The sequence below is a fragment of the Hyphococcus luteus genome, assembly GCF_002943565.1.
In the GTDB taxonomy this organism is placed as follows: domain Bacteria; phylum Pseudomonadota; class Alphaproteobacteria; order Caulobacterales; family Parvularculaceae; genus Hyphococcus; species Hyphococcus luteus.
Genome location: NZ_PJCH01000017.1, coordinates 222392 through 248591 on the forward strand (window position 1 = coordinate 222392; position 26200 = coordinate 248591).

Below are 26200 nucleotides of genomic sequence, written 5' to 3' on the forward strand. Positions count from 1 at the left end.
CTTATATTTTCATGATCGCAATGAATGTTTGCTTGCACGATATTTCACGCTCATGATACTGATACAGCGCTTGGGGGAGACCGTCCTTTATTCGGGCGCTTTCCATAAAAGCAGCATACGCAAACGCTCTTACGTTTCTCTCGTCATTGAACGACGCAAGGGCGATTTCTGTAACACCGGAAAGGAATAACGATGCTTAGAAAATTATTTCTCGGCGTCGGCATGGCCGCAGCGTTAAGCGCTGCTCCATCGCTGGCGAACGCCCAGGACGGCGGAAAAGATTCCCAGATGCGAAAAATAGGCGGCGCCTTGCAGGTCGTTTACAGCAAGAACCAATCCGCCGTTGCGCTGCGCAGCGCCCGCCGCGCCGCGCCCGCCGTGAAAACACGGCCCGACTGGTCCGGTGAAGGCGTCGAGCTTGGGCGCGCGCGCGCCGCCGGCGAACAAGAGCTTGTCATCGCGAATGTGAGCGAAGACGGATATGTGCGGCTAGACGCCATTGCGTCCGGCGCGACCGAAGATCTTTCCGCCACCATGGAGGCTATGGGCGCGCGCAATGTCTCGAGCCTGGGCAAAACCGTCTCCGCTTCTTTCCCGGTGGACCGCCTCGGCGATCTCGCCGGCAGCCACTATCTCGCCTTTGCGCGCCCCGCCCTGGCGACGACCAATGTCGGCCTGGTGACATCGCAGGGCGACCGCTCCATGCGCACTGACATCGTCCGCCAGCAATTCGGCTATGACGGTTCGGGCCTCACCATCGGCGTCCTCTCCGACAGCTTCGCCTGCGATCCCGGCCCGCTCAACGCCGCCGGCGTTTACACGACGCCCGCTGAAGACGAAGCCAATAACGACATTCCGCCTAATGTCGGCATTCTCGCAGACCTTCCGACCACCGATCCCGATTGCATCGATGAAGGCCGCGGCATGGCGCAATTGATCCATGACGTCGCGCCGGAAGCGAAAATCCTGTTTCACACGGCCTTTGGCGGCGAAGCGGATTTCGCCAGCGGCATCGTGGAGCTCGCGCTAGCGGGCGCAGACGTGATCGTCGACGACGTGATCTATTTCACCGAACCGATGTTCCAGGACGGCATCATCGCGCAGGCGGCCGATGAAGTCTCGCGCCTCGGCGTTCCCTATTATTCCTCCAACGGCAACCGCGCCCGCGACTCTTACCAGTCGAAATACCGGGCGGTCGCCTTTGACGGTTCGACCTTCCACGATTTCGATCCGGGCCCGGGCGAAGATCCCTTGATGACCGTCCAGCTTGACGGCTCGCTCCAGACTAACCTGTCCTTCCAGTGGGACAGCCCGAACTTTTCGGTGTCGGGCGGCGACGGCGCTCAAAATGACGTCGACGTCATCATGTTCGACCAGGCCGGCGACCGGGTGGCCGACTGCTTCCCCGGCGGCGGACCGCTTGTCGTCCCCCCGAACGGCCTTTGCCAGTTCATCTTCACCGATGGCGGCGTGCCGATTGACGGCGGCGGCGGCGGCGACGCGATCGAGTTCCTGTCGCTCGTCGACTTTATCGGCGGCCAAACCGTGCAGCTCGGCTTTGAAACGCAGTCCGGCGATGCGCCCGGCTTCGTGAAATTCGTCATTGCAGGCGGCGGCTTTGCGTCTTCGGAATATGCAATCGACGCGCCTTCCGGTTATGGCCACAACAATGCGGCCGGCGCGGAAGGCGTCGGCGCGGCGGCGTTTTACTTCACCGAAGAATTCATCGGCGATCCCTCGACGCAGCAATTGCGGGCCGAAGCCGGCGAACCGGAATGCGTCCCCGCCTGCCTTAACGACTTCTCCTCCGCAGGCGGCACGCCGATCTTCTTCGATACGGACGGCAACCGCCTCAGATGGCCGGACATTCGCCTGAAGCCGGGCGTCACCGCGCCGGACGGAACCAACACGTCGTTTTTCTTTAATGACACCAGCCGCGACGACGATGACGGCGATGGCGTGTTCGAGACCGGCGAGCCGGGAGAATTCCCGAACTTCTTCGGCACCTCGGCCGCAGCGCCCCATGCCGCGTCCGTCGCGGCCCTGATGATCGATTCTGAAAATTCGCAGATCATCAAAACCGCCTATAATGGCGATGTCTTCTACAGGATGTGCATGCCGCGCAAAAAGCATCCGCGAGGACACGGCTTCTTCCGTAAACACCATCCGCGCTCGGAACGGATCCGCGGGCGCGACCTTCACGTATCGCCTGAAGACGTTCAGGATCTTGTCGATGACGGCGCCCTGCTGGGCCCCTGCGACAGGACCGAGCCGGAGGAGATCTATTGGGTCATGCGCTCCACTGCGCAAAATATGAGCGTCAGGGCCGACAACGGCACCGGCGAAACGGTGCAGGTGTTCGACGAAGTCGGATTCGGCGGTTTCGATTTCGATTCCGGCTTCGGCATGGTCGACGCCAAAGCCGCGCTCAAGAAATTCAACCGCGGTCATGGCGGCCATCATGGCTGGGGCGCCGGCTGGGGCCATGGCTGGAACAATGGCTGGGGCCGCGGCTATGGCTGGCATGATGATGACCACCGCCGCTAAACCCGCCGTCTAACGCAAGAAGGAAAGCCCGCCGGTTTCGGCGGGCTTTTTTTAACGAACATGAACCTTTGGAAGGATTGGAACCGCGCCGGGGCCGGCTTGTTGGCGGGGCGAGACACCGTGTTTTGCAACCTCCCGGAGGCGTTTCATGCGTAAAAAGAAAACAATCCTGTTCCTCAGCGCCGCATCGCTGTGCGCGGCCGGCGCCGCGCAGGCGCAAGGCTATGGAGCCGGCGAGGAAAGCGTCGGGCCTTATCTGTCCGCCGGCTACAATTATATGGATTTCGACGAAAAGGTCGGCGGCGACGCCGACATCAGCGCGATCACCGCGCGCGGCGGCTGGCAGTTCGCCCGGTTTTTCGCCATCGAAAGCGACATTTCCTTCGGCGTTGACGATGGCGGGTTCGACTTCAACCGTAACGAAGACGACCTCGATTTCGACGACAATAACGACGATGACTTCAACGACGTGATCGCGGGCCCGGGCGATCTCGGCCTCGACTATCTGGTCGGCGGCTATGGCCGGTTCATCTTTCCCGTCAGCGACAAGGTCGACCTGTCAGCGCGCGCGGGCTACGCCTTCGCGGAAATCGATTCGACGGTTCAGACGCTCGGCGGCAATCAGCTTGTCTTCGGCGGCTCCGACGACGGCTTCGCCTTCGGCGGGTCGGCGGCCTACGACATCACCGAAAATCTGTCGCTGAGGGCCGACTACACCCACTACGATTTCAGCGATTCCAACGCCGAAAGCTTCGGCCTCAACCTGGAAGTAAAATTCGGGGGCTGACCCTCTTCTCTCTCCCCTAAAGCCCCCGCGGGCGGCGCATCCCCCGGTGCGCCGCCCTTTTTGCGTCTCGGGCCGGGTCTTTTATAGTCGCAAGAGTCACGCGCCCGCGGGCGCGAAAATTTATCGAAAAAGGACCATTTCATGCGCCGCGCCCTTTTATCTCTTATCGCCTTCCTGCCCGCCGCCGCTTTTGCCGATGACAGCGCCGTCCTCGCAGATATCGACGCGCGCTATGACGATACGGCCGCCGTCGCGCGCCAGCTCTGGGAATGGGCCGAGGTCGGCTACAAGGAGGAGAAATCGAGCGCGCTCCTGCAGTCGAAGCTCGACGCCGCCGGCTTCGATATCCGCAAGGGCGTCGCCGGCATCCCCACGGCCTTCATCGCCGAATATGGAAAAGGCGGGCCGGTGATCGCCATTCTCGGCGAGTTCGACGCCCTGCCCGGGATCAACCAGGACGACGTCCCGACGCGCGAACCCATTGAAGGCAAGGCGGCGGGCCAGGCCTGCGGCCACAATCTGTTCGGCGCGGGATCGTTAACCGCCGTGCTCGCCATCCGCGACTGGCTCGAAGAGACGGGAACGCCGGGGCGCATCCGGTTTTACGGGACGCCCGCCGAAGAAGGCGGCAGCGGCAAGGTCTACATGGTGCGCGCCGGTCTTTTCGACGATGTGGACATCGCGCTGCACTGGCACGCCGATGACGAAAACTCCGCCGCCGCGCGCACCAGCCTCGCCAACCGCTCGGCGAAATTCCGCTTTCACGGACAGTCGGCCCACGCCGCCGGCGCGCCCCACCGGGCGCGCTCGGCGCTCGACGGCGTCGAGGCCTTCAACATGATGGTCAATCTGATGCGCGAGCATGTGCCGCAGGATGCGCGCATCCACTATGTCATCACGCAAGGCGGCCTCGCGCCGAATGTGGTGCCGGATTTCGCGGAAGTCTTTTATTACGTCCGCCACCCCGAAGCCGAAGGCGTCGAGAAAATCTGGACGCGGGTCGAAGACGCCGCCCGGGGCGCGGCCTTGGGCACCGGCACGGAGGTCGAATGGGAGGTCATCCACGGCAACAACCCGCTCTTAATCAATGAAACGCTGGCGACCATGATGGATGAAAAGCTGCGCGAAGTCGGCGGCGTCACCTACACCCCGGCGGAGCGCAAATTCGCGACCAAGATCCGCGAAAGCTTCGACGGGGATGTTCCGAGCCTTGAAAGCGCCGAAGAGATCAAGCCCTATTCGCGCTCCCTCGGCTATGGCTCCACCGATGTGGGCGACGTTTCCTACGCCGCGCCGACTGTGGGCTTGCGGACCGCCACCTGGGCGCCGGGCACGTCCGCCCATTCCTGGCAGGCGGTTGCGGCGAGCGGCATGTCGATCGGCTATAAAGGCGCGCAGGTCGCGGCGAAAACTCTCACCCTCGCCGCCATTGAGCTTTACACCAATCCCGATTTGCGCGACGCGGCGCGCGCCGAGTTCGAAGAAGCGCGCGGCGAAGACTATGAATATTCCTCGCTCCTCGGCGACCGCGAGCCGCCGCTCGACTATCGCGACTGAAACGTCACGAAGATGCGTGCTTAAAAGGAGCCTTCGTCCTTCGAGACGCGCAAATTTCTTCATCCTGAGGAGGCCGTGAGACCGTCTCGAAGGACGACGAAATTTGCGCTCCTCAGGATGAAGGCTTAATGAACCATCTCATCGACAACCGACTTTAATACCCTTCGCCAGATAAAAACGCGCGAGCGCTGTGCTGCGCCCGCGCGTTTTCCATTCGTCCCTGGCCAGCATCACAGACTGCATGATTGATGAGTGTGTTCTGTTGCGTGGTCCGGGATTCATGTCCCTTGATGTAAAAGCTTTGTTGCGAAAGCAAGGCTCCGTTCTGCTTCGATCACAAATTGTCGGTACAGGGAGGGAATTAGTACCTACAAGGAATATCGAATAACGAAAGCGCGGGACCGTCAATCGAAAACAACGTTAACCATTTTCACATTTTAAGGTTTTGTTAAGATTTCGGCGCGGAATCACTGGCGTTCCGGCGCCGAAACCGCCGCAATGCGCTGTCAGGAGGCGTCGCCGCCCACCCGCTGGGCGAGCGCGGCGCTCATGAAACCGTCAATGTCGCCGCCGAGCACTGCATCCGGGTCGGTGTGTTCGACGCCGGTGCGCGTGTCCTTCACCAGCTGATAAGGCTGCAACACGTAAGAGCGGATCTGGTGGCCCCAGCCGATGTCGGTTTTGCTCGACGCCTGGGCCAGCGCCTCTTCTTCGCGCCTTTGCAGCTCGCGTTCGTAAAGCCGGGCGCGCAGCATGTTCCAGGCGGTCGCCCGGTTCTTGTGCTGCGAGCGCTCGTTCTGGCACTGAACGACGATGCCGGTGGGTTCGTGGGTGATCCTGACGGCTGAGTCCGTGGTGTTCACATGCTGGCCGCCGGCGCCCGAGGCGCGGAAGGTGTCGACGCGGCATTCGGATTCATTGACCTCGATGTCGATCTTGTCGTCGACCACCGGATAGACCCAGACGGAGGCGAAAGAGGTGTGCCGGCGCGCGTTCGAATCATAAGGCGAGATGCGCACCAGCCGGTGCACGCCGGATTCCGTCTTGAGCCAGCCATAGGCGTTGTGGCCCTTGATCTGAATGGTCGCGGATTTAATGCCCGCTTCCTCGCCGGGCTGCTCTTCGATCACGTCGACCTTGTAGCCTGCCTTTTGCGCCCAGCGCACATACATGCGCATAAGCATCGAAGCCCAGTCGTTCGACTCCGTGCCGCCGGCGCCCGGATGAATTTCAACGAAACAGTCATTGGCGTCCGCCTCGCCCGACAAGAGCGCCTCGATCTCGGCTTTCTGGGCGCGCTCGCGCAAATCGGCGATCAAGCTTTGCGCCTCGTCGAGGCTCGCCGCGTCTTCTTCCTCCCAGGCCATTTCAGCAAGGCCCGAAAGATCGTCGAGTTCGGTCTGGATTTCGCCGACCGCGTTCATCTGACTCTCAAGCGCCGTGCGTTTTTGCATCAGCGCCTGCGCCTCTTCCGGATTGTCCCAGAGATTGGGGTCTTCGGCCTTGGCGTTCAGCTCGGCTAATTCTTTTTCTGACTTATCCCAGTCAAAGACGCCTCCTCAGCAGTTCCAGCGACTGCTTGATGTCGTCCGTGAGCGCCGTGATTTCCGCGCGCATGATCGGTCTCTCCTGCCTGGACTGCGCATCAACGCCGCAAGGGCCGCGCAGTCATCTTCTGCTGTTTCGATATATTGAGATCGCAGCCCTAGTAAAGCCCGTTGAGCTCGTCTTCCGACTCTGCGTCGTTCGGCGCGGCGCTCAACAGCGGGTCGAGCGCGTAATCGTCGTCGAGCGAGCGGCTGTGATTGGGATCGTCTTCGGCCTTGAACGCTTCGAGAATGACGTTCCCATCGCCCGGCCCCGCCGGCTTGCCGGTCTTGGCGTTGACCCTGACGAGACGCACGCCCGACGGCACGCGGAACGGAATGCCCGGGGTATCCTTAAGAGCCTCGACCATGAAATCGGCGAAAATCGGCGCCGCCACATGGCCGCCCGCCTCGCCCTGGCCGAGCGTTTGCGGCATGTCGAAGCCGACATAGACGCCGGCGGCGAGGTCCGGCGAAAAGCCGACGAACCAGGCGTCCTTGTAATCGTTGGTGGTGCCGGTCTTGCCGGCGATGGGTTTGTTCGTGACCCGGCGCACGGCCGAGCCCGTCCCGCGGCGGACGACGCCTTCAAGGATCGAGGTGATCTGATAGGCGGTGCGCGGGTCCATCACCTGGCGGCGCATGTCGGGCAATTGCGGCTCGGACTGGCCGGACCAGACCTCGACATTGCAGGCCGGGCATTGGCGCCTGTCGCGCTTGTAAATGGTCTCGCCGGTGCGGTCCTGAATGCGGTCGATGAGCACCGGGTCGACGCCCTTGCCGCCATTGACGAAGACCGAATAGCCCGCAGTAATCCGCATCACCGTCGTTTCAGCGGCGCCCAGAGAAATCGCCAGCTCGCGCGGCAGGCGGTCGGAGAGTTTGAAGCGCTCCACATAGTCCATGATGCGGCCGATGCCGAGATCCTGGGCGAGGCGCGCGGTCATCGTATTGCGCGACTGTTCAATGCCGAGACGCAAGGTCGACAGACCGTAAAACCGGCCTTCGATATAGTTGCCCGGGCGGTACCAGCTGTCGACGCCCGGCGCGACGAAGGGCGCGTCAAGCACGGTCGAGGACGGCGTGTAGCCATTATCGAGCGCCACCGAATAAACGAACGGCTTGAAAGCCGAGCCCGGCTGGCGCTCGGCCTGCACCGCGCGGTTGAATTCCGACATCTGGAACGAAAAGCCGCCGACCATGGCGAGAACCCGGCCCGTATGCGGATCCATGGCGATGAGACCGCCATTGACCGCCGGGACCTGGCGCAGGGCGTAAGCGTTTTCCGGCGCCGGCTTGGCTTTCGCGCCGTCGGCGGCGTCTTCCGGCAGCGGCAGCGTGTCCCCGTCATATTTCACAACATAGACCACGTCGCCGCGCTTTAAGACGTCAGCGACGGACCGCACGTCCTCGCCGCGCTTGTTGGCGGAGATGTATTCGCGCGCCCAGCGCATCAGGTCGAGCGGAAGGACAGCGGTCTCGCCGTCCTCGAACCCGATTTCGGCCTGGCGCGCGCCGGCGGACAGCACCAGCGCCGGACGCCAGGGCGCCATGTCGTCGGCGACCTTGCGGGCGTTTTTGAGATCGTCGACTTTTTCCGCAAACGGCTCGACCCAGTCTTCGCCGACCTCCATCGCATCGATGGCGCCGCGCCAGCCGTGACGCTGGTCATAGTCGACGAGCCAGCGGCGCAAGGCCTCGCCGGCTTTTTTCTGCAGGTTCGGATCGACCGAGGTCCTGACGGCGAGGCCGCCATCGTAAAGCGCTTCGACGCCGTAAAGATCGACGATCCGTTTGCGGACCTCCTCGGCGAAATACTCCATGGTCCAGTCGCGCGCGCCGAGCGGCTGGGCGATGTCGGCGCCGAGCGGCTGCGCCTGCGCCTCGATCTCTTCTTCCTGCGTAATGCGCCCGTCTTCATAGAGGCGCCCGATCACCCAGTTGCGCCGTTCCACCGCCCGGTCTTCGTTATAGATCGGATGATAATTGCTCGGCCCCTTGGTGATGGCGGCGAGATAAGCGGCTTCGGCGATGGTCAGTTCGTCGAGGGACTTGTCGAAATAGTTGAGCGCCGCAGCGGCCACGCCATAGGAGCGGTTGCCGAGATAAATCTCGTTGAGATAGAGCTCGAGAATGTGGTCCTTGGTGAAGGTCCGCTCCATCTTCCGTGCAATGAGCATTTCCCGGAGCTTGCGCTCGACCCGCTGCTCGCTGGTCAGGAGAAAGTTTTTCGCCACCTGCTGGGTGATGGTCGAGCCGCCTTCGAGGCGCCGGCCGCGCAGCACGTTGCTCACATTCGAAATCTGCGCGCGCAAGAGCCCGCGGAAGTCGAGACCCGCATGATCGTAGAAGGATTTGTCCTCCGCCGAGACGAAGGCGTATTTGACGTGATCGGGGATCGCTTCGATGGGCACGAAAAGCCGGCGCTCGCGGGCGAATTCCGCCACCAGCGAGCCGTCGCCGGCGTAGACGCGCGTCGTGACCGGCGGCGCGTATTCCGCAAGCTGTTGATAGTCCGGCAGGTCCTTGTTGAGATTGTGGAGATACCAGGCGGAAAACCCGGCGACGCCGATCAGGCCAAGGGCGCCGGCCGCAAAAACAAAGCCGATGAATTTCATGGCCGACATCGCCCAGCCGCCCGGACCGCTACCGCCGCCGCCGGAGGCGGGTTCAGGCGCCGGCTCCGGCGGCGGCGGCGCCGCAGCGCGGCGCTTGGGCGCGGAAAGCGTTTCGGCCGGTTGCTCGTCCCGGATTTCCTCCGCCTCGCCCAGCACGACTTCGTCGTCGCCATCGGCGTCATCGCCAAGCTTGGGGCCGGGCGCGGGCGCCGGGCCGGCTTTCGCCGCCTCTGGGTCTTCCGTCCTGGCCGCCTCGTCGCGCGAGAACATATCGTCTTCGATGGGCTCCGCATCGTCTTCAGACGACGCCTGCGCTGTGCGGCGCGCGCCGTCCTCTTCCGGCGCATCGCCAAAAGACAGGCGCTCGCCGCCCCCCGGCGGCGTTTTTTTAGGCTCGTCGTCTTTGTGATCGCTCATCTGTCTTTACGCTTGCCGCCGTACGCTTGCTGCCGCCCCCATGCGCTCCATATTCCGCCCTTTTACCGCATAAATTGGACGGCAGCGAGGCGCAATAGCCGCATAAATCCCTTATTTTCGTAAGGTTTTGATTACTGTCCCGCCGCGGGCGCATATTGTGCATGGCGCTGCAGGGTGACGCCTTCGAAATAGGAGTCGATCGACGCAGCGACCGCAGTCATGGCGCGTTCGCGCCAGACCGGCGAATTCAGGTTCGCTTCGTCCTTGGCGTTGGAAATAAACGCCATTTCAAACAGCACCGCCGGCACGTCCGCCGCCAGGAGAACCCGCAGATCGCCCTTGCGGTGCGAGCGGTTTAATAGCGGCGTTTTCCCGGAAAGGTTGTGGATCAACAGCTCGGCGAATTTCGACGATTCCGACATCGTCTTTTCCTGCGCTTTATCGAGGAGGATGCCGGCGATCGATTCGTAATCGTTCAGGGCGACGTCGAAGACGTGGTAATCGCCCTGGGATTTGGCGAGCTTGGCCGTGCGCGCCGTGCTTTCTTCGGCGAGGGTGTAGACCGAACCGCCGCGCACGGCGTGCTGGTCGATGGCGTCCGCATGCAGCGAAATGAAGAGATCGGCGCCGGCGGCGCGGGCCAGCGTCTCGCGCGCGTCGGGACGGATGGTCTCGTCCTCATTACGGGTCATGACGACCTTGTAGTCGCCGCGCGCCTCCAGCAACTCGGCGAGCGCCTTGGCGGCGGCGAGCGTCACATTCTTTTCCTGCGTGCCGCTTTGCCCCAGCGCGCCGGGATCGCGCCCGCCATGGCCGGGATCGATCACCACAATTTTCTTCTCGTCGGCGGCGGCCTCCGCATCCTTGCGGCTCGGCGCCGGCGGCGGAGAAAGGCTTGCAGTTTTACGGGCGACCTCACTGGCCGCGGCTTCATCCGGCGCAACCTGCGCGATGATGTCGGCGATGTCGTCCTTGGACGCCGGCAGGCTCGCCATGAGGGCTTTCTTGTCCGCCGTGGCGACGTCGATGACGAGACGGTGCTTGGTCACGCCGCCTTGCGGGTCGAGAACGAACAAGTCTTTGATTTTCGCGGTTTTCTTGAAATTCACCACAGCCCGGACCCGGGACCCGCCAATTTTGACGAAGCTGACGTCTGCGATATGGCCCCGCCCGCCCCGCGCCGCGAGAGAGCCCTCAAGGCTTGAAAAATCCACAAAGATCCGGCCCGCGCCGGCTTCATCGCCGGAGACGCGATAATCCGGCGCGCCCATGAGGTCGAAGACGATTCGCGTTTCGTCCGGTTTCGGGCCGAAGCGCACATCCAGAAGATCGGACGCGCGGGCGAGCCCCGACAACGCCAGCGCAAACCCGGCGAGCGCCGCGACGGCTCTCGCAACCCTTTGTCCTGATTTGAAGAATCCGGCCATGATGCCCATCCATACGCCCGCTTCAACACGCGCCGCGCGCCGCCGCGATAAACGCCGCCTTGTCGCCCCGGATGCTCCCGGCTTGATCTTTAATGGCGGCATTGTGATTTCGCCAGCGTTAACGCCGCGTTAATCATTCATTCGATTTTCATATGCAACACTGAGTCGGCGTTAACCATGGGTTTTCTTTTTCCCCGCACTCATGGCAGTGTGAAAATTCGCTTGCGCCCGGCCCGATCCATCGGCCAAATGCCAGGCAGTTGATATCTGGCCGCGCAGGGGCCATTTAAAGGGGTGACCGAAGGGGCGCCAGAGCCCTGCGCTTTTAGAAGGAATTTTTCGGGAAACGGCGAAAAGACAAGCCTTTCCAGAAACTTGAAGCCGGCAAGCTCCCCAAGCCGGCCCGCGATGCCGGAACCCTCCGGCGGCGCGAGGAGCAAAAACAAACGGGCGCCCGTCGAATGATGACTGGGGGCCAAACACCCGGCGCATGTGCGCCACGAATAAAAAAACGCCGGATTGCCGGCGCAAATTAACGCCGGATTTTCCGGCAATGGAACCCGCCGGATTTCCGGCATGGAAAACAGCTTTCGCTGATGACAGTGACCGCCCATAGACTCTCCCCCGCCGCCAGCCGTGAAGGCTGTCCGGCGCGCGGAGACGAGCGCGCGCGTCGCGATCGGCGATCCAACATGAGCAATGCGCCGGCTACGCGCCCGCATTGCGGAGCCTTATTCAATGACAAAAAAAATGCTGATCGACGCGGCCCACCCGGAAGAGGTGCGCGTCGCGGTTCTCGACAATGGCAAAGTCGAGGACTTCGACTTCGAATCCGCCTCCCGCAAACCGCTTAGAGGCAATATTTATCTGGCGCGCGTCACGCGCGTCGAACCATCGCTGCAGGCGGCCTTCGTCGAATATGGCGGCAACCGCCACGGCTTTCTCGCCTTCAGCGAGATCCATCCCGATTATTACCAGATCCCGGTTTCCGACCGGCAGGCGCTGCAGGCCGCCGAAGCGGAAGTGGCCGAACTCGCCTCGCAGCTCGAGCTCTCCTCGCGCGGCGACGAAGACGATCACGACCATGATGACGAGGATGACGGCGATGACGAAGAGGACAATCGCCGGCCGCCGCGCAAGCGCAGCCGCCGCCGCAAGGAACAGGACGGCGACGACGAGGATTCAGACGAAAAGAATCTGAAAAAAGCCGGCGCCGAGGACGATGACGGCGATCCCACCGATGAAATCGCGGGCGATGCGTCCGGCGGCGACGAGGAAGAAGAGGAAGAAGAAGACGGCGAAGAGAACGAAGACGCCGCGCCCGCCGCAGTGAAAACCAAAGACGAAGACGCCGCATCCGAAAACAGCGAAAGCGAACAGGATTCTGTTGACGCCGTCTCCGGCAAAGAAGACGCCGTCGAAGCCGCTTCCAGCGAAGACAGTGAAGAAGATGACGCGGACGCCGCCGAGGCGAGCGCTGAAGACGAAGACGAAGACGCCGACTCGGATGATGACGAAGACGGCGCTGAAGACGACGGCGAGGACGACGAAGACGAAACGCCCGAGACGAAACGTACAAAGGCGAAAGAACGCGCGGCGCTGTTCGAAAAGTACAAGGACGCCAAACGCCGCCGCTCGAACCTTTTGCGTAATTACAAGATCCAGGAAGTCATCAAGCGCCGCCAGATCCTGCTGGTGCAGGTCGTCAAGGAAGAGCGCGGCAACAAAGGCGCGGCGCTGACCACCTACATGTCGCTGGCCGGCCGCTATTGCGTTTTGATGCCGAACACCGCCCGCGGCGGCGGCATTTCCCGCAAGATCCCCCATTCGGCGGACCGCAAGCGCCTGCGCCGCGTGGTCGACAGTCTCGACGTGCCCCAGGGCATGGGGCTGATCATCCGCACCGCCGGCGCCAAGCGCACGAAGACGGAAATCAAGCGCGACTACGATTATCTCCTGCGCTTGTGGGAGACCATCCGCAGCCTGACGTTAAAGTCGATCGCGCCCTGCCTCATTTACGAGGAAGCAAGCCTCATCAAGCGCGCGATCCGCGATCTTTACGACAAGGATATCGGCGAAGTGCAGGTCGAAGGCGAAGCGGGCTACCGCGAAGCCAAAGACTTCATGAAGATGCTGATGCCCAGTCACGCCAAGTATGTGCAGCCCTATAAGGGCAATGCGCCGATCTTCCTGAAATACGGGGTCGAAACCCAGCTCGACGGCATGTATCAGCCGGTCGTGCGGCTGAAATCCGGCGGCTATATCGTCATTCACCAGACCGAAGCCCTCGTCGCCATCGACGTGAACTCCGGCCGCGCGACGCGCGAACGCAATATCGAACAAACCGCACTGAAGACGAATATCGAAGCGGCTTACGAAGCCGCGCGCCAATTCCGCCTGCGCGACCTCGCCGGGCTGATCGTGCTCGACTTCATCGACATGGAAGAGCAACGCAACAACCGCAAGGTCGAAAAAGCGTTGAAAGACGCCATCAAAAACGACCGCGCGCGCATCCAGCTCGGCCGCATCTCGAATTTCGGACTTCTCGAAATGTCGAGACAACGCAGGCGCTCCGGCATTGTCGACGGCACCACCCAGGCCTGCCCGACCTGCGCCGGCGCCGGCGCCATCCGCTCGTCCGAAATGGCGGCGCTCAGGATCCTGCGCGCCGTCGAAGGCGAGGCCGTGTCCGGCAAGGCGGGCCTGTTGTCCGTGCATGCGCCGACCGATGTTGCGGTCTATGTGCTCAACCAGCATCGCGAATGGCTGAAACGCATCGAGGACCAGAACGGCGTCACCATCCAGCTCATCCCCGATCCCGAGCGCGCCGGCGACGACTTCTCGGTTGAAAAGAGCGGCGTCCCGCGCGAGCCGAAAGAAACCGCCCAGGTGATCCGCGCCGACCAGGCCGACTTCGATGCGACCGACGAAATCCCTGAGCCCGAAGCCGAGACCGCCGAGGCGGAAAGCGAAGACCGCGAGGGGGGCGAGCGCAAGAAGCGCCGCGGCCGCCGGCGGCGCCGCAAGGACAAGGATCAGGATCAAGACCAGGCCGAGGCCCGCGAGGCGGACGACAGCGGCGAAGAGTCAGACGGCGGCGACGAAGACAAGTCCGACGACAAGGCTGAAGCCAGCGGCGGCGACAATGCTGACGAAGACGGCCAGACCAAGCGCCGGCGCAGGCGGGGTCGCCGCGGCGGACGGCGCAACCGCCGCAATCGCAGCGATAATGCTGAGGCGCAAGACGACGACCAGGCGGCCGCCCAAAGCGACGCTGCGCAGGATGGCGACCAGCCCTCCGGCAAGGACGATGCGGTCGAAGAAGTCGCCGTCATGGAAGCCGTAGAAGCAGCGGTCGAAGAGGCGCCCCAGACGTCGCTTGAAGCAACGTCGATTGAAGAGGCGCCGGCTGAAGCGGCTGAGACGCAAGAGCCCGCGCCGGAAGAACCGGCGGAGCAAGCGCCGCACGAAGCCGAACCGGCCGCGAACGGGCATGATGTCGCCGAGGACGCGGCGAAAGCCGCCGAAAAGCCCGCCAAGGAAGAGACCGGGGTTGAAGCCGGGGCTGAGACCGACCTTGCCGAAGCGCCGCAGCCGGAAGTGAAAAAACCGCGCAAAAAAGGCTGGTGGAGCCGGGGAAGCGACGCCTGACGGGCGCAAATCCCCTTCTTTTCCGCCTCACAAATGCGGCGCCCAGGGGCGTGCGCATCTCGAAATCGCCGCAAAGCGCCCTTAAGATATAAGCGCGCGAGGCCTTGAGGGGACGATATATCCACGGGGGGCCGTGCGAAGAGGGTCAAGGATGGCGTCAGGTCAGTTCGGGTTGCGTTTGAAGAAGGCCTTTCTGGCGTTCGCGGCGGCGGTTTCCGCGACGGCGCCGATTGCGAACGCCAATGCGCAAGGCATTTCGCTCTTGCGCGATGCGGAAACCGAAAAATTCCTCGATGATCACGCCCGCCCGATCTTCAAGGCGGCGGGGATCAATCCCAACTCGATTGAAATCCTTCTCGTCAACGACCAGACCTTCAACGCCTTCGCCGGGGCGCGCTATATGGGCGTCAACACCGGCATGCTGACCTTCGCCGAAACGCCGAGCGAAGTCGACGCGGTGATCGCCCACGAAGCCGGCCATCTTGCGGCCAACCACACGACCCGCTCCGCCGAAGCCATGGCCAACGCCAGCCGGCCGATGATCTTAGGGCTTCTCCTCGGCGCCGCGGCCATCGCGGCCGGGTCGCCGGAAGCAGGCATCGGGATTCTCGGCCTCGGCCAGAACGTCGCCATCGCCGATTATCTCGTCTACAGCCGCAGCCAGGAAGGCACCGCCGACCAGCTCTCGATCACCTATCTCGACCGTCTCGGCAAATCGACGAAAGGCGCCATGGATCTGTGGAGCCGGATGCGCAATTACCAGATTATCACCGGCCGGCGCGCCAATCCTTTCCTGCAAACCCACCCGCTGGCGAATGACCGCTATGCGGCGCTCGCCAAACGCGCGCAAGCTTCGCCCTATTTCGAAAAGAAAGACAGCCCGGAGGAAATTGCGCGCCTCAAACTCATTCAGGCGAAGATCAAGGGCTTTCTCGAGGATCCGAACCAGGTGCTGCGCGATTATCCTTTGTCGGATCAGTCGGAGCCCGCCCATTACGCCCGCGCCGTCGCCTATTACCGCTATTCGGACATCGACAAGGCGTTGAAGGAAGTGCGCGCCCTGACCGGGGAGCGCCCTGACTATCCCTATTTTCACGAACTCGAAGGTCAGATCCTGTTCGAATACGGTCATGCCGACGAAGCGGTCGCGCCGAGCCGCAAGGCGGTGAAGCTCTTGCCGGCCAACGCCCTGATGCGCATACAGCTGGGCCGCACGCTGCTCGCCAGCAATGAACCCGACCTCGTCGAGGAAGCGGCGGTGGAATTGAAACGCGCAACCACGCTCGAACCCGACAACGGCTTCGCCTGGTTCGAACTGGCGCGCGCCTATTCGCAAATGGGCGACGAGCCGAAAGCGCAACTCGCCACGGCGGAAGCGCGCTATTACAGCGGCGCCAAACCCGACGCCAACCAGTTCGCGCGGCGCGCTCTGCGCGGGCTTGAGCGCGGCACGCCGGAATGGCGCCGCGCCATGGACATCATTCTCGCAACCCAGCCGGCCGAAGGCGCCCCGCCGCTGCCGCAAGCGGAGCCTGAAGAGAGCGGCGAGCCCAAACCTGTCCCGCAGGAAGAGCCCAAAACGCCGGACGTTCCCGATCCGATCATCATCGAAGACCACAACACCAACTAAAACGCCAGAGATTGCGCGCGGGGGGCCCCGAGCGCCGCAAAAAGGAGAGTTTCATGCTGCAATCGAAGATCGCCGTCGGCGCCGCCCTTGGCGGCGCGTTTCTTCTCGGCGCGCTTGCGGTCGCCTATTCCGCCGCCCAGCCGAAACAGGATGAAGCGCCGGCGGAAGACGCCATGTCTCACGCCCCGTCGAAAGTCACGACTTCATTCTCCGATTTGCAGGAAGAAGAGATCGGCAAGATCGTGCGCGCCTATCTGATGGAAAATCCGGAAGTCATCATCGAGGCGGTGAACAAATACAGCTACGAACAGCGCGCCGCCGCGGAAGAGCAGATGAAGGCGGCGGCGGCGGACAGCCTGCCGGCGCTGCTCGATCCGAAGACAAGCTATGTCGCGGGCAAAAACCCCGACAAGGCGAAAGTCGCGGTCGTCGAATTGTATGATTATCACTGCACCTACTGCAAACGCGCCGCCGACATCGTGAGCGACATGGTCAAGAAAGACGCGGATGTGAAAGTCGTCTTCCGCGAATTGCCGATCCTGCGCGAGGAATCCGAATATGCGGCGGAAATGGCGCTCGCCGCCCGCGACCAGGGCAAGTTTCTCGATTTCCACTTTGCGCTGCTCGACGCCTCGGGCGTCCTGACCGAAAAGCGCGTCAACGACATCGCCCGCAAGCAGGGCCTCGATGTCGAGAAAATGCAGGCCGCCATCGAAAAGAACGGCATTCCGAAAATGATCACCGACAATCATGTGATGGCTTCGGCGCTCGGCGTCGAAGGCACGCCGGCCTTTATCGTCGCCGCCGTTGACGGTTCTTATGTCGACGTGGTGCCGGGCTTCGACCGCGACACGCTGGAAGAGAAAATCAAGGAAGCGAAAAAGGCGGCGCGCTAGAGCGTTTTGAAGGAAAAGTGGTTTACCGGTTTTCCGTCTCAAAACGCGCGCAAAAGAATCTAGAGCATCCTGTTAAATCAACTAATGTGCAGGATGCTCTAATCGCGTTCGCCGAGCCGCTCTTCTTCGCGCTTCGCCTTTTTGAATTCGCGCACGCGCCAGACGATCAGCACGGCGAGCGCGAAGAGCGACACAGCATAGGCCGTGAGGACGTAAGGCGTCGTGTGGGCGCTGAAATCCATTATGTCGCCTCCGCCGGCGCCGCCGGCCGGCTCGGCGCCCGCGCGCCGCGCGCCTCGATCCGGCGTCTGGCGAGGGCCGCGCGCATGCCGAGAAAGACGAGCCAGACAAAGAGCGCCGTATAAGCGATGATCATCGCGAAAAGCGGCGTCAGCATGCTCGGATGGATGGTCGGACCGCCGGCGCGGATGATGCTCGCCGTCTGGTGCAGCGAATTCCACCAGTCGACGGAAAACTTGATGATCGGAATGTTGATGAAGCCGATCAGCGCGAGAATGCGCGCGAACCGCGCCGCGCGCGCCGTTTCCGGGACCGCCTGCCAGACCGCCATATAACCGAAATAGATAAACAAGAGGAGCAGCATGGAGGTGAGCCGCGCATCCCACACCCACCATGCGCCCCAGGTCGGCTTGCCCCACACGGCGCCGGTAAAGAGCGCCAATGCGGTGAATATGGTTCCCGGCGCGGCGGCGGCGCGCGCGGCGACATCGGCCAGCGAATGACGCCAGACAAAGGCGATGAGGCTCATCATCGCGATGAAGCTGTAAGACGCCATGGCCATCCAGGCGGCGGGCACATGCACATACATGATGCGCGCCGAATCGCCCTGCTGGTAATCGGCCGGCGAAAAGAAAAGACCGGCGACAAGACCGAAAGCGGCGCAAAGAACGAACACGCCGCAGGCGATCGGCCCGGCTATGCGCGCAAGCCCTTCGAATTTCGCTGGATTGGAAAACCGGCTCCACATGGTTGCGTTTCGTTCCCTTGTCACGGCTCGCTTATTCGAGGCTAACGCGCAGCGCCGCGATGGCGAAAGCGGGCGTCACGGCCGCCATAAACAGGCTAAGGGCCGCCAAAATCAAGGCCTCGGGCGAAGCGAGAACGCCGCCCAGAAGAAACGCCTTCGCGGCCATGACGCCGAAAACGAGCACCGGCGCGGCGAAGGGCGCGGCGATGACCATGGCCAGAAGCCCGCCGGCCCTCAGTCCCGCGCTCAAGGCGGCGGTGAGGATCGCGATGAAGACCAGCGCCGGCGCGCCGAGTAGAAGCAGGACAGCGAGCCCGATCCCCTGCCCGAAGGCGACGCCGAGCATGGTCAGGAAAAACGGCGCCGCGACAATCATGGGCGCGGCGGCGGTCAGCGCCAGCAGCCCCGCCTTGGCGCACCAATACGGCAGGAGGCTTTTTTGCTCCGCCGCGAAGACGCGCAAGGAGCCGTCCGAAAGATCGCTTTCGAAAAGATCCGCCGCCGCAAACTGGATCGCCAGCGCCGCCGCGAGCCAGATCGCCGCCGGCGCCGCCGCGGCGAGCGCTGTCAGGGACGGACCGAAGGCGATGCCCGCCAGCGCGGTAAAGACCGCGAAGAAGAAGAGCGCGTAAAACCAGCCCCCGCCGGAGCGGAAGGCAAGCGCGAGATCGCGCGTTAAGATGGCGGCGCCCAGTTTCATCGCGCCAGCTCCAGGCGCTTGAAGCCGTTCCCGAGATCGTCATGGGTCGCGACAATGGCGACGCCGCCGCGCGCCAGGTGATCGGCGATCAGCTTGCGGATGATTTTGACGCCGTCGCGGTCGATGGCGGCGGCGGGTTCGTCGAGGAGCCAGACCTCGCGTTGCGCCAGAAAAGCCCGCGCAAGGTCCACCCGGCGGCGCTGGCCCGCCGACAGGGACCGCGCGCGCAAATGGCGGAAGGCCATAGCGTCGACGGCCTCGAGCGCCGCCCGCACATCTCCGCCGCCATAAGTCTTCGCCCAGAAGTCCAGATTCTCTTTGGCCGTCAGGGCCGGTTTGACGCTGGCGTCATGACCCAGAAAGAAGACGCTCCCCTCCGGCGGCCGGTCCGTCTCGGCCCCACCCTCACGCCAGCGCAAAGCCCCCTCCGCCGGGCGGATAAGCCCGGCGAACATGGAAAGAAGGCTAGACTTGCCCGCCCCGTTGGGCCCGAAAAGCTGCAGCCCCTCGCCCGGCTTCAGGGCGAAGCTCACCCCGCGCACAATCGCCGCCCCGGCGCGGTCGCACCCGGCGTTCTCGGCGGAAAGGCTGATGTCGCGCCGGTATCGGTCCATGGGCTCAAGGGTTTAGGGCAATTCGCCCGCGCTGGACAGGCGCGGGCGCCCCTCAAACGCCGCGACAATGAGCGCCTTGCGATAGCGTTTGGCGCCGGGCCCGGGACGCCTTAAATAGGGCCCATGAAACCGATCCACCGGAACCGGCGGTTAGGCCTTGTGGTCGGCGGGGGCGTCCTCCTCGCCGCCGCGGCGGGGCTCGTCTTTACCGCCCTCAAGCGCAATATCTCTTACTTTTATACGCCAAGCGAGGCGCAGGAAGCGGGCGTCGCGCCCGACACGCGCATCCGCCTTGGCGGGCTCGTGGAGACGGGCAGCGTCGAACATGGGGACGGGCTTGCGATCTCCTTCCGCGTGACGGACGGGACCGCGACCATGCCGGTCACCTATGCCGGGATCGTGCCGGACCTCTTCCGCGAGGGCCAGGGCGTCATCGCGCAAGGCGCGTTCAACGCCGAGGGCGTTTTCGTCGCGCAGACGATCCTCGCCAAGCACGATGAGAATTACATCCCGAAAGAGCTTCAGGGCATCAGCCACGAATTGCCGGCTGAAAACGCGCCGCTGACGAATTAACTTTTCCGGGCGATGTCTTTTCACCGATCATCCCGGCGAAAGCCGGGATCCAGATCGGTTTCCGTTTGGGCGCCAAGCTTCTCCATCATCGATTCCCCACGGCTTGACCGTGGGGTCACCCTTCAAAAGGTCTGAGATGCTGGACGCCACGCTTAAAGCGTGGCGAGGCGCAATTGGTGAATTAAGACATTCTATTGAAAGTCTCCTACGCTGGATCCCGGCTTACGCCGGGATTAGCGGAGTGAAAGTTTCGTAAAATCGATATTTCGAAGAATGAGCCCCCAACCCCATTTTACCCTTTCGTCCCGTAAATCCGGTCGCCGGCGTCGCCGAGGCCCGGCATAATATAGCCGACATCGTTGAGCTGGCGGTCGAGCGCTGCGGTGATGATCGGCACGTCGGGATGCGCCGCCGAGAATTTTTCGACCCCTTCCGGCGCGGCGACGAGGCACAAAAATTTCATGGCTTTCGCACCCGCTTTCTTCAGTTCATTGGCGGCGTCGATGGCGGTGTTCCCCGTCGCCAGCATGGGATCGACAAGCACCACAAGCCGCTCGCCGAGCTTGTCCGGCGTCTTGAAATAATAACGGTGCGCCTCAAGCGTTTCATGATCGCGGTAAATGCCCACATGGCCGACGCGCGCCGACGGGATGAGATCGAGCAATCCATCAAGCAGCCCGTTCCCGGCGCGCAGGATCGAGACGAAACACAGTTTCTTGCCCTCGAGATAGGGCGCCGTCATTTTTTCAATCGGCGTTTCGATCTCCACCTCTTTCAGCTTTAAATCCTGCGTCACCTCACAGCCGAGCACGAAGGCGACCTCGCGAATGACCTGGCGGAACTGCGCCGTCGAGGTGGTCTTGTCTCTGAGGATCGTGAGCTTGTGCTGGATCAGCGGATGATCGACGATGGTGAGATTGTCAGACATGGCTTTAAGCGCCCTTGATTGTCATAATCGCCTGGCGCCTTTATCGATCATGGGGCGGAGCTTGTCCATCGGGAGGGCCAGATGCTGGAAGACTGGGATCAGGAGTTCATTGAGCGCGCCTACGCCCAAGCCAAAAAGAGCTATGACGAGGGCGGGCTTCCCATCGGCTCGGTGCTGGCGCGCGGGAGCGAGCTGATCGCCGAAGGCCATAATCAGCGCGTGCAAAAAGGCGATCCTATCGCCCATGGCGAGATGGACTGCTTGCGCAAAGCCGGCCGCCAGAAAAGCTATCGCGAGTTGACGCTCTATACCTCGCTCTCGCCCTGCATGATGTGCTCAGGAACCATCGTGCAGTTCAAGATCCCGCGCGTCGTCATCAACGACACGGAAAATTTCGGCGGCAATGAAGAGTTCCTCAAGTCACGCGGCGTCGAGGTGATCGACGCCGCGCACCCCGCCTCGCTCGAGCTGATGGCGCGCTTCATCCGTGAAAAACCGGACTTGTGGAACGAGGATATTATGGAGTGAGAGACACTCTCTCCCCGCTCATTCCCGCGCAAGCGGGAATCCAGAAAAGCAACTGATCAGATAACTGACTGGAATGGATCCCCGCTTGCGCGGGGATGAGCGGAGAATCTTATATCAACTCAACAACCGCATCGGTGAACGACGCCGTATCGTCCTCGCCGCCGATGTCGCCGGTGCCGCGCCCCGAGGCGAGCGCCTTTGAAACCGCCGCTTCGATATTGTCGGCGGCGGCGCTTTCTCCCAGCGAATAGCGCAGCAACATGGCTGCGCTCATGATCGCGCCGGCGGGGTTCGCCTTGCCCTGCCCGGCAATGTCCGGCGCGGAGCCGTGGATCGGCTCGTAAAGCCCGCGCGGCCCCTCGCCCAATGACGCCGAAGGCGCAAGGCCGATGGAGCCCGACAGGACGCTCGCCTCGTCGCTCAAAATGTCGCCGAAAAGGTTCTCGGTGAGGATGACGTCAAACTCCGCCGGCGCCTGGATGAGCTTCATGGCCATGGCGTCGACAAGGACATGCGTTAATTCAACGTCTTTGTATTCCGCTTCATGAAGCTCTTTGACGGCGCTGCGCCATAGCCGGCTCGTCGCCAGCACATTGGCCTTGTCCACCGACGCGACGCGTCCGCCGCGCTTTTTCGCCGCTTCGAAGGCGATGCGCGCGACCCGCGTCACCTCGTCTTTCGTGTAAAGGCATTGATCCGTCGCGAGATCGTAGCCTTCAGTGCGTTCGCCGAAATAAAGCCCGCCGGTCAGTTCGCGCACGATCAGGAGATCGACGCCTTTCGCGCGTTCCTCGCGCAGGGGCGAGAGCTGCTCCATGCCGGGCGCCACGGAAACGGGCCGCAGATTGGCGAAAACGCCGAGCGCTTTTCGCATTTCGAGAAGTCCCGCCTCGGGCCGTTTTTTCGCGCCGTCCCATTTCGGCCCGCCAATGGCGCCGAGGAAAATCGCATCCGCCGACAGACACGCCTCTTTGGTTTCCGCCGGGAACGGATCGCCCATGGCGTCGATGGCGGCGCCGCCGAAGAAACAGTCCGCATATTCAAGCGACAGTTCGTGTTTCTTCGCCGCAGCGTCGAGCACCTTTTTCGCCGCGTTTGCGACTTCGGGACCGACGCCGTCGCCAGGCAGGAATGCGATTTTCGAAGCCATTATCTTTGTCTTTCGTAGTCTTCGATGGCAGGCATCTGATTGATGAGGTGGCCAAGGGGGTCGACGCCGTCGAGGAGACACCGACGCGCGAAAGCTTCAATCGGGAAGCTTCCCTTTTCGCCGTCGCCGAACGTGACTTCGCACGTCTCGAGATCGATGGTGACTTGCGCGCCCGGCGAAGCGAGCAGTTTCTTGTGAGTTTCTTCGTCGACTTCGACGGGCAGGAGCCCGTTCTTCTGGGCGTTGCTTTTGAAAATATCGGCGATGTCGGAGCTGATCACCGCGCGAAAGCCGAAATCGGCCAGCGCCCAGGGCGCATGCTCGCGCGACGAGCCGCAGCCGAAATTCGATCCGGCGACGAGAATTTTATGGGTCTCGGGGTCGACGCCGTTGAAGACGGAGGAATTTTTCGGTCGGCCGTCTTCGTCGTAACGCCAATCGTAAAAGGCCGAGGCGCCAAGTCCGTCCTTCACCGTGGTCGTCAGGAACCGCGCCGGAATGATCTGGTCGGTGTCGATATTCTCCTGGCTCAGAACAACCGTGCGCGAGGTCAACGTCTTGATCGGATCGAATGACATTACGCGCTCTCCTTCGCAAAGAGATAGGGCCGCGGATCGGCGATATGGCCTTCAATGGCAGAGGCCGCCGCCGTGGCGGGGCTTGCGAGCACGGTGCGAACGCCCTTGCCCTGGCGGCCTATAAAGTTGCGGTTCGAAGTCGAGACCACAAGTTCGCCCGGTTTTCCTGAATCGCCGTTCATGGCGATGCACATGGAGCAGCCCGGCTCGCGCCATTCGGCGCCGGCGGCCAGGAACACTTCGTGGAGCTTCTCCGCCTCCGCCGCGTGCTTCACCGCTTCCGATCCCGGCACGATGAGCGCGACGACGCCTTCTTTCACCTTGCGCCCGCGCATCACCGCCGCCGCCTCGCGCAAATCGGAAAGCCGCGAATTGGTGCAGCTGCCGATAAAAACGCGGTCGACCGCAACGTCATGAAACGGTTTTCCCGCATTGAACTTCATATAATCGGCGGCGTGTTTTTCCGCCTCCGAATGGGGCTCCGGCGCGAGCGCGTCCACCGGCGCGGCGGCGTCCGGCGACACGCCATAAGTGATCATGGGGCGGATTTTGGTCGCGTCCACATGCACTTCCTTGTCGAAATGGGCGCCGATCTCGCTTCTGAGATCCGTCCAGTCGGCAAGCGCTTCGTTCCACGCCAACCCCTTCGGCACATAGTCGCGGCCATGGAGCCATTCGAAAGTGGTTTCGTCCGGCGCGATCATGCCGAAACGCGCGCCCGCCTCGATCGACATGTTGCACAGCGTCATGCGCGCTTCCATGGAAAGGGCGCGCACGGCCTCGCCTGCAAATTCGATGGCGTAGCCCTGCCCGCCGTCTGCGCCGATCTGCGCAATCATGGCGAGGGCCATGTCTTTGGCGCCGACGCCTTCCGGCAAAAGCCCGTCAAAGACGACGCGCATGGATTTGGGCTTCCTTTGAAGCACGCATTGCGTCGCCAGCACATGGCCCACTTCCGTGGTGCCGATGCCGAAGGCGAGCGCGCCGAAGGCGCCGTGGGTCGAGGTGTGGCTGTCGCCGCAGACGATGGTTTTGCCCGGCTGGGTCAGGCCCAACTCCGGCCCGATCACATGCACGATGCCGCGGCGCGGATCGCCCATATTGAGAAGCTCGATTCCGTGCTCTGCGCAGTTTTCAATAAGCCTTTCCACCTGGCTTTTCGCTTCCGGCGTCGCGTAAGGCAGCTCGCCCCGGTCATTCGCCGGCAGGGTCGGCGTCGAATGATCGAGCGTGCCGAAAGTCTTGTCGGGACGGCGCACTTTCACCCCGCGCCCTTCAAGCACCGAAAAGGCCTGAGGCGACGTCACCTCATGAATAAGATGCAGGTCGATATACAACACCGCCGGCGCCTCGGCCGTCTCTTCGACGACCACATGACGCTCCCACAATTTGTCGAACAGGGACTTTGGACTGGAACCCTCAATACTCATGACGCCGCCGCCTCGCTTTCCACAACACCGAGACCGGCGCGGACCGCCGCCGCCTGATTGATCGCCGCCACGAAGGCCGCGACCGCCGCGTCGGCGATGTCCACTTCCTTGCCCTTGCCGGCGTAGTCGCGCCCGTCCACGGTCACGACCGCGTCGGCGCGCACGACGCCCTCCTCCGCCTCGTGATGAAGATCGAGCGTCTTGATGACGCCGGACACATCGGTGATGGCGCAGACGGCCGCGAAAGCGGCGTCGATGGGCCCGGCGCCTTCATGGGTCACCGTGTGCTGCTCGCCGCTGTCATGTTCGAGCGTGATGCGCGCATAAGGCTTCGTCCCCTCCTCCATATCGATGCGCAGCTCCGTGCGGCGCATGCGCCAGGGGCCGACCCGCCCGTCGACGACGGAATTGCCAGTGACCAGCTTGATGAGCTGTGCGTCGCTGACCTCGCGCGTCGTATCGGCGAGTTTTTTGAACGCCGGGAAGATGTCCTCCACCTTCTGCGGCGAAATCTTGAAACCCAAAGCTTCGGCGCGGGCGCGCACGGCGTGCTTGCCGGAATGCTTGCCGAGGACAATGGAATTTGCGGGCATGCCCACAGACTCCGCATCCATGATCTCGTAAGTGCGCTTGTTCGCCAAGACGCCGTGCTGATGAATGCCGCTTTCATGGGCGAAAGCGTTCTTGCCGACGACCGCCTTGTTGCGCGGGATCGGGTTGTGCGTGACGCGCGACAGAGCAAGGCTCGCCGGATAGATCTTGGTGGTGTCGATCTGGGTCCCGAGGCCGAAAAAGTCCTTGCGGGTCTCCAGCGCCATGACCGCCTCTTCCAGGGAGCAATTGCCGGCTCGCTCGCCGATGCCGTTGATGGCGCATTCGATCTGGCGGGCGCCGCCGCGCACGGCGGCCAGCGAATTGGCGACCGCCATGCCGAGATCGTCATGACAATGGGTCGAGAAGGTCACCTTGTCGGCGTCCTTGGCGTTTTCCTTGAGAAAACGGAAGAGATCGGCGATCTCCTCCGTCGTCGTGTAACCGACCGTGTCGGGGATGTTGATCGTCGTGGCGCCGGCCTCGATCGCCGTATTCACCGCTTCGATCAGATAATCGCGTTCGGTGCGGATAGCGTCTTCGGGCGAGAACTCGACTTCGTCGCACAGGGGAACCGCAAAGGCGACGAGACGGCCAATCTTCTCGATGATCTCGTCCTTGGTCATCTTCAGCTTGGCGTCGCGATGCAGGGGGCTCGTGCCGATGAAGGTGTGGATGCGCTTATGGCGCGCCGGCTCCAGCGCCTTGGCCGACGCCTCGATGTCCTTGTCGTTGAGGCGCGAGAGCGAACAGATCGTCGGCCCCTTGATCTCGGACGCAATGGCGGAGATCGCCGCCGCATCGCCGGGCGAGGCCGCGGCGAAGCCCGCCTCGATAATATCCACATTCAGCGCCTCAAGCGCCCGGGCGACGACCATCTTGGCGTCCGTCGCCATGGAAAAGCCCGGCGCCTGTTCGCCGTCGCGCAAGGTGGTGTCGAAAATCTTGACGTGATCGGCGGGTTTCGCCTTTACGTCGCTTTCTTCTGTTTCGGTCCTGGTCAC

The 26200-nt window shown here is 62.7% G+C and carries 21 protein-coding genes; 8 read left to right on the forward strand and 13 right to left on the reverse strand.

Annotation, left to right across the window (positions count from 1 at the left end):
- Positions 1 to 192: 192 nt before the first annotated feature.
- The 3 genes from CW354_RS21565 to CW354_RS21575 all read left to right on the forward strand — a co-directional run bounded on the left by CW354_RS21565 (position 193) and on the right by CW354_RS21575 (position 4891).
- The gene (locus CW354_RS21565; RefSeq protein WP_104832172.1) at positions 193 to 2547 is read left to right on the forward strand and encodes a S8 family peptidase; all 2355 of its coding nucleotides are present in this window, start codon (positions 193 to 195) and stop codon (positions 2545 to 2547) included.
- Between the two features lie 148 nt (positions 2548 to 2695).
- Positions 2696 to 3334: an outer membrane beta-barrel protein gene (locus CW354_RS21570; RefSeq protein ID WP_104832173.1), complete on the forward strand. Its 639-nt coding sequence runs from the start codon at positions 2696 to 2698 to the stop codon at positions 3332 to 3334.
- A gap of 141 nt (positions 3335 to 3475) precedes the next feature.
- A complete protein-coding gene (locus CW354_RS21575) occupies positions 3476 to 4891 on the forward strand; it encodes an amidohydrolase (RefSeq protein ID WP_104832174.1) in 1416 nt (471 codons plus the stop codon).
- A 506-nt stretch (positions 4892 to 5397) separates the two neighbouring features.
- Here CW354_RS21575 and prfB read toward each other — a convergent pair.
- The 4 genes from prfB to CW354_RS21595 form a co-directional block, all read right to left on the reverse strand.
- Positions 5398 to 6508, reverse strand: a protein-coding gene (prfB, locus tag CW354_RS21580) for a peptide chain release factor 2 (RefSeq protein WP_104832175.1) whose coding sequence is annotated in 2 segments (ribosomal slippage) — positions 5398 to 6438 and positions 6440 to 6508 — 1110 coding nt in all. Because the reading frame shifts where the segments join, the coding sequence is not laid out codon by codon here.
- 88 nt (positions 6509 to 6596) lie between these two features.
- Positions 6597 to 9104, reverse strand: a complete 2508-nt coding sequence (locus CW354_RS21585) for a penicillin-binding protein 1A (protein ID WP_104832404.1) — start codon at positions 9102 to 9104, stop codon at positions 6597 to 6599.
- Between the two features lie 539 nt (positions 9105 to 9643).
- Positions 9644 to 10939: an N-acetylmuramoyl-L-alanine amidase gene (locus tag CW354_RS21590; RefSeq protein WP_165793893.1), complete on the reverse strand. Its 1296-nt coding sequence runs from the start codon at positions 10937 to 10939 to the stop codon at positions 9644 to 9646.
- A gap of 200 nt (positions 10940 to 11139) precedes the next feature.
- A complete protein-coding gene (locus CW354_RS21595; protein ID WP_133162410.1) occupies positions 11140 to 11517 on the reverse strand; it encodes a hypothetical protein in 378 nt (125 codons plus the stop codon).
- Between the two features lie 160 nt (positions 11518 to 11677).
- Between CW354_RS21595 and CW354_RS21600 the strand changes: the two genes are divergently transcribed.
- The 3 genes from CW354_RS21600 (at position 11678) to CW354_RS21610 (ending at position 17116) form a co-directional block, all read left to right on the forward strand.
- Positions 11678 to 14590, forward strand: a complete 2913-nt coding sequence (locus CW354_RS21600) for an Rne/Rng family ribonuclease (protein WP_104832405.1) — start codon at positions 11678 to 11680, stop codon at positions 14588 to 14590.
- Between the two features lie 151 nt (positions 14591 to 14741).
- Positions 14742 to 16220: a M48 family metalloprotease gene (locus CW354_RS21605; protein ID WP_104832178.1), complete on the forward strand. Its 1479-nt coding sequence runs from the start codon at positions 14742 to 14744 to the stop codon at positions 16218 to 16220.
- Between the two features lie 53 nt (positions 16221 to 16273).
- Positions 16274 to 17116: a DsbA family protein gene (locus CW354_RS21610; protein WP_133162411.1), complete on the forward strand. Its 843-nt coding sequence runs from the start codon at positions 16274 to 16276 to the stop codon at positions 17114 to 17116.
- Between the two features lie 98 nt (positions 17117 to 17214).
- Here the strand turns inward: CW354_RS21610 and ccmD are convergent, their stop codons facing one another.
- From ccmD to ccmA, 4 genes are read right to left on the reverse strand one after another with little or no spacing between them, the layout of a single operon-like run.
- Entirely contained in the window at positions 17215 to 17358 is a 144-nt protein-coding gene (gene ccmD, locus CW354_RS21615; RefSeq protein ID WP_104832180.1) for a heme exporter protein CcmD, read from the reverse strand.
- The gene (locus tag CW354_RS21620) at positions 17358 to 18128 is read right to left on the reverse strand and encodes a heme ABC transporter permease (RefSeq protein WP_207764948.1); all 771 of its coding nucleotides are present in this window, start codon (positions 18126 to 18128) and stop codon (positions 17358 to 17360) included. Before CW354_RS21620 ends, ccmD begins: the two co-directional genes overlap by 1 nt.
- A 7-nt stretch (positions 18129 to 18135) precedes the next feature.
- Positions 18136 to 18804, reverse strand: coding sequence for a heme exporter protein CcmB (locus CW354_RS21625; RefSeq protein WP_104832182.1), 669 nt, complete (start codon positions 18802 to 18804; stop codon positions 18136 to 18138).
- The gene (gene ccmA / locus CW354_RS21630; protein WP_104832183.1) at positions 18801 to 19418 is read right to left on the reverse strand and encodes a heme ABC exporter ATP-binding protein CcmA; all 618 of its coding nucleotides are present in this window, start codon (positions 19416 to 19418) and stop codon (positions 18801 to 18803) included. The genes CW354_RS21625 and ccmA overlap by 4 nt, the downstream gene beginning before the upstream one ends.
- A gap of 123 nt (positions 19419 to 19541) precedes the next feature.
- Here ccmA and ccmE point away from each other — a divergent pair, with 123 nt between their 5' ends.
- Positions 19542 to 19991 (forward strand): cytochrome c maturation protein CcmE, encoded by a 450-nt coding sequence (ccmE, locus tag CW354_RS21635; RefSeq protein WP_104832184.1) that lies wholly within the window; start codon positions 19542 to 19544, stop codon positions 19989 to 19991.
- Positions 19992 to 20283: 292 nt separating this feature from the next.
- Here the strand turns inward: ccmE and upp are convergent, their stop codons facing one another.
- Complete coding sequence (gene upp, locus CW354_RS21640) at positions 20284 to 20919, reverse strand: uracil phosphoribosyltransferase (protein WP_104832185.1); 636 nt, start codon at positions 20917 to 20919, stop codon at positions 20284 to 20286.
- Between the two features lie 81 nt (positions 20920 to 21000).
- Here upp and CW354_RS21645 point away from each other — a divergent pair, with 81 nt between their 5' ends.
- Positions 21001 to 21447, forward strand: coding sequence for a nucleoside deaminase (locus CW354_RS21645; RefSeq protein WP_104832186.1), 447 nt, complete (start codon positions 21001 to 21003; stop codon positions 21445 to 21447).
- Positions 21448 to 21556: 109 nt separating this feature from the next.
- Here CW354_RS21645 and leuB read toward each other — a convergent pair whose 3' ends face one another.
- From leuB to CW354_RS21665, 4 genes are read right to left on the reverse strand one after another with little or no spacing between them, the layout of a single operon-like run.
- Positions 21557 to 22597 carry a 3-isopropylmalate dehydrogenase gene (leuB, locus tag CW354_RS21650; RefSeq protein WP_104832187.1) on the reverse strand — a complete coding sequence of 347 codons (1041 nt, stop codon included), beginning with the start codon at positions 22595 to 22597 and terminating at the stop codon, positions 21557 to 21559.
- On the reverse strand, positions 22597 to 23175 hold the full coding sequence (gene leuD / locus CW354_RS21655) for a 3-isopropylmalate dehydratase small subunit (protein WP_104832188.1): 579 nt from the start codon (positions 23173 to 23175) through the stop codon (positions 22597 to 22599). Before leuD ends, leuB begins: the two co-directional genes overlap by 1 nt.
- Positions 23175 to 24605: a 3-isopropylmalate dehydratase large subunit gene (gene leuC / locus CW354_RS21660; RefSeq protein ID WP_104832189.1), complete on the reverse strand. Its 1431-nt coding sequence runs from the start codon at positions 24603 to 24605 to the stop codon at positions 23175 to 23177. The genes leuD and leuC overlap by 1 nt, the downstream gene beginning before the upstream one ends.
- Positions 24602 to 26200, reverse strand: coding sequence for a 2-isopropylmalate synthase (locus tag CW354_RS21665; protein WP_104832190.1), 1599 nt, complete (start codon positions 26198 to 26200; stop codon positions 24602 to 24604). The genes leuC and CW354_RS21665 overlap by 4 nt, the downstream gene beginning before the upstream one ends.

Excerpts from the sequence above, each read along its gene's own strand:
- ccmA (WP_104832183.1), bottom strand. The coding sequence starts at position 19,418 with ATGGACCGATACCGGCGCGACATCAGCCTTTCCGCCGAGAACGCCGGG.
- CW354_RS21605 (WP_104832178.1), top strand. The coding sequence starts at position 14,742 with ATGGCGTCAGGTCAGTTCGGGTTGCGTTTGAAGAAGGCCTTTCTGGCG.
- CW354_RS21570 (WP_104832173.1), top strand. The coding sequence starts at position 2,696 with ATGCGTAAAAAGAAAACAATCCTGTTCCTCAGCGCCGCATCGCTGTGC.
- CW354_RS21590 (WP_165793893.1), bottom strand. The coding sequence starts at position 10,939 with ATGGCCGGATTCTTCAAATCAGGACAAAGGGTTGCGAGAGCCGTCGCG.
- CW354_RS21645 (WP_104832186.1), top strand. The coding sequence starts at position 21,001 with ATGCTGGAAGACTGGGATCAGGAGTTCATTGAGCGCGCCTACGCCCAA.
- leuD (WP_104832188.1), bottom strand. The coding sequence starts at position 23,175 with ATGTCATTCGATCCGATCAAGACGTTGACCTCGCGCACGGTTGTTCTG.
- CW354_RS21600 (WP_104832405.1), top strand. The coding sequence starts at position 11,678 with ATGACAAAAAAAATGCTGATCGACGCGGCCCACCCGGAAGAGGTGCGC.
- CW354_RS21625 (WP_104832182.1), bottom strand. The coding sequence starts at position 18,804 with ATGAAACTGGGCGCCGCCATCTTAACGCGCGATCTCGCGCTTGCCTTC.
- upp (WP_104832185.1), bottom strand. The coding sequence starts at position 20,919 with ATGTCTGACAATCTCACCATCGTCGATCATCCGCTGATCCAGCACAAG.
- leuB (WP_104832187.1), bottom strand. The coding sequence starts at position 22,597 with ATGGCTTCGAAAATCGCATTCCTGCCTGGCGACGGCGTCGGTCCCGAA.
- CW354_RS21595 (WP_133162410.1), bottom strand. The coding sequence starts at position 11,517 with ATGCCGGAAATCCGGCGGGTTCCATTGCCGGAAAATCCGGCGTTAATT.
- ccmD (WP_104832180.1), bottom strand. The coding sequence starts at position 17,358 with ATGGATTTCAGCGCCCACACGACGCCTTACGTCCTCACGGCCTATGCT.
- leuC (WP_104832189.1), bottom strand. The coding sequence starts at position 24,605 with ATGAGTATTGAGGGTTCCAGTCCAAAGTCCCTGTTCGACAAATTGTGG.
- ccmE (WP_104832184.1), top strand. The coding sequence starts at position 19,542 with ATGAAACCGATCCACCGGAACCGGCGGTTAGGCCTTGTGGTCGGCGGG.
- CW354_RS21585 (WP_104832404.1), bottom strand. The coding sequence starts at position 9,104 with ATGTCGGCCATGAAATTCATCGGCTTTGTTTTTGCGGCCGGCGCCCTT.
- CW354_RS21610 (WP_133162411.1), top strand. The coding sequence starts at position 16,274 with ATGCTGCAATCGAAGATCGCCGTCGGCGCCGCCCTTGGCGGCGCGTTT.
- CW354_RS21565 (WP_104832172.1), top strand. The coding sequence starts at position 193 with ATGCTTAGAAAATTATTTCTCGGCGTCGGCATGGCCGCAGCGTTAAGC.
- CW354_RS21575 (WP_104832174.1), top strand. The coding sequence starts at position 3,476 with ATGCGCCGCGCCCTTTTATCTCTTATCGCCTTCCTGCCCGCCGCCGCT.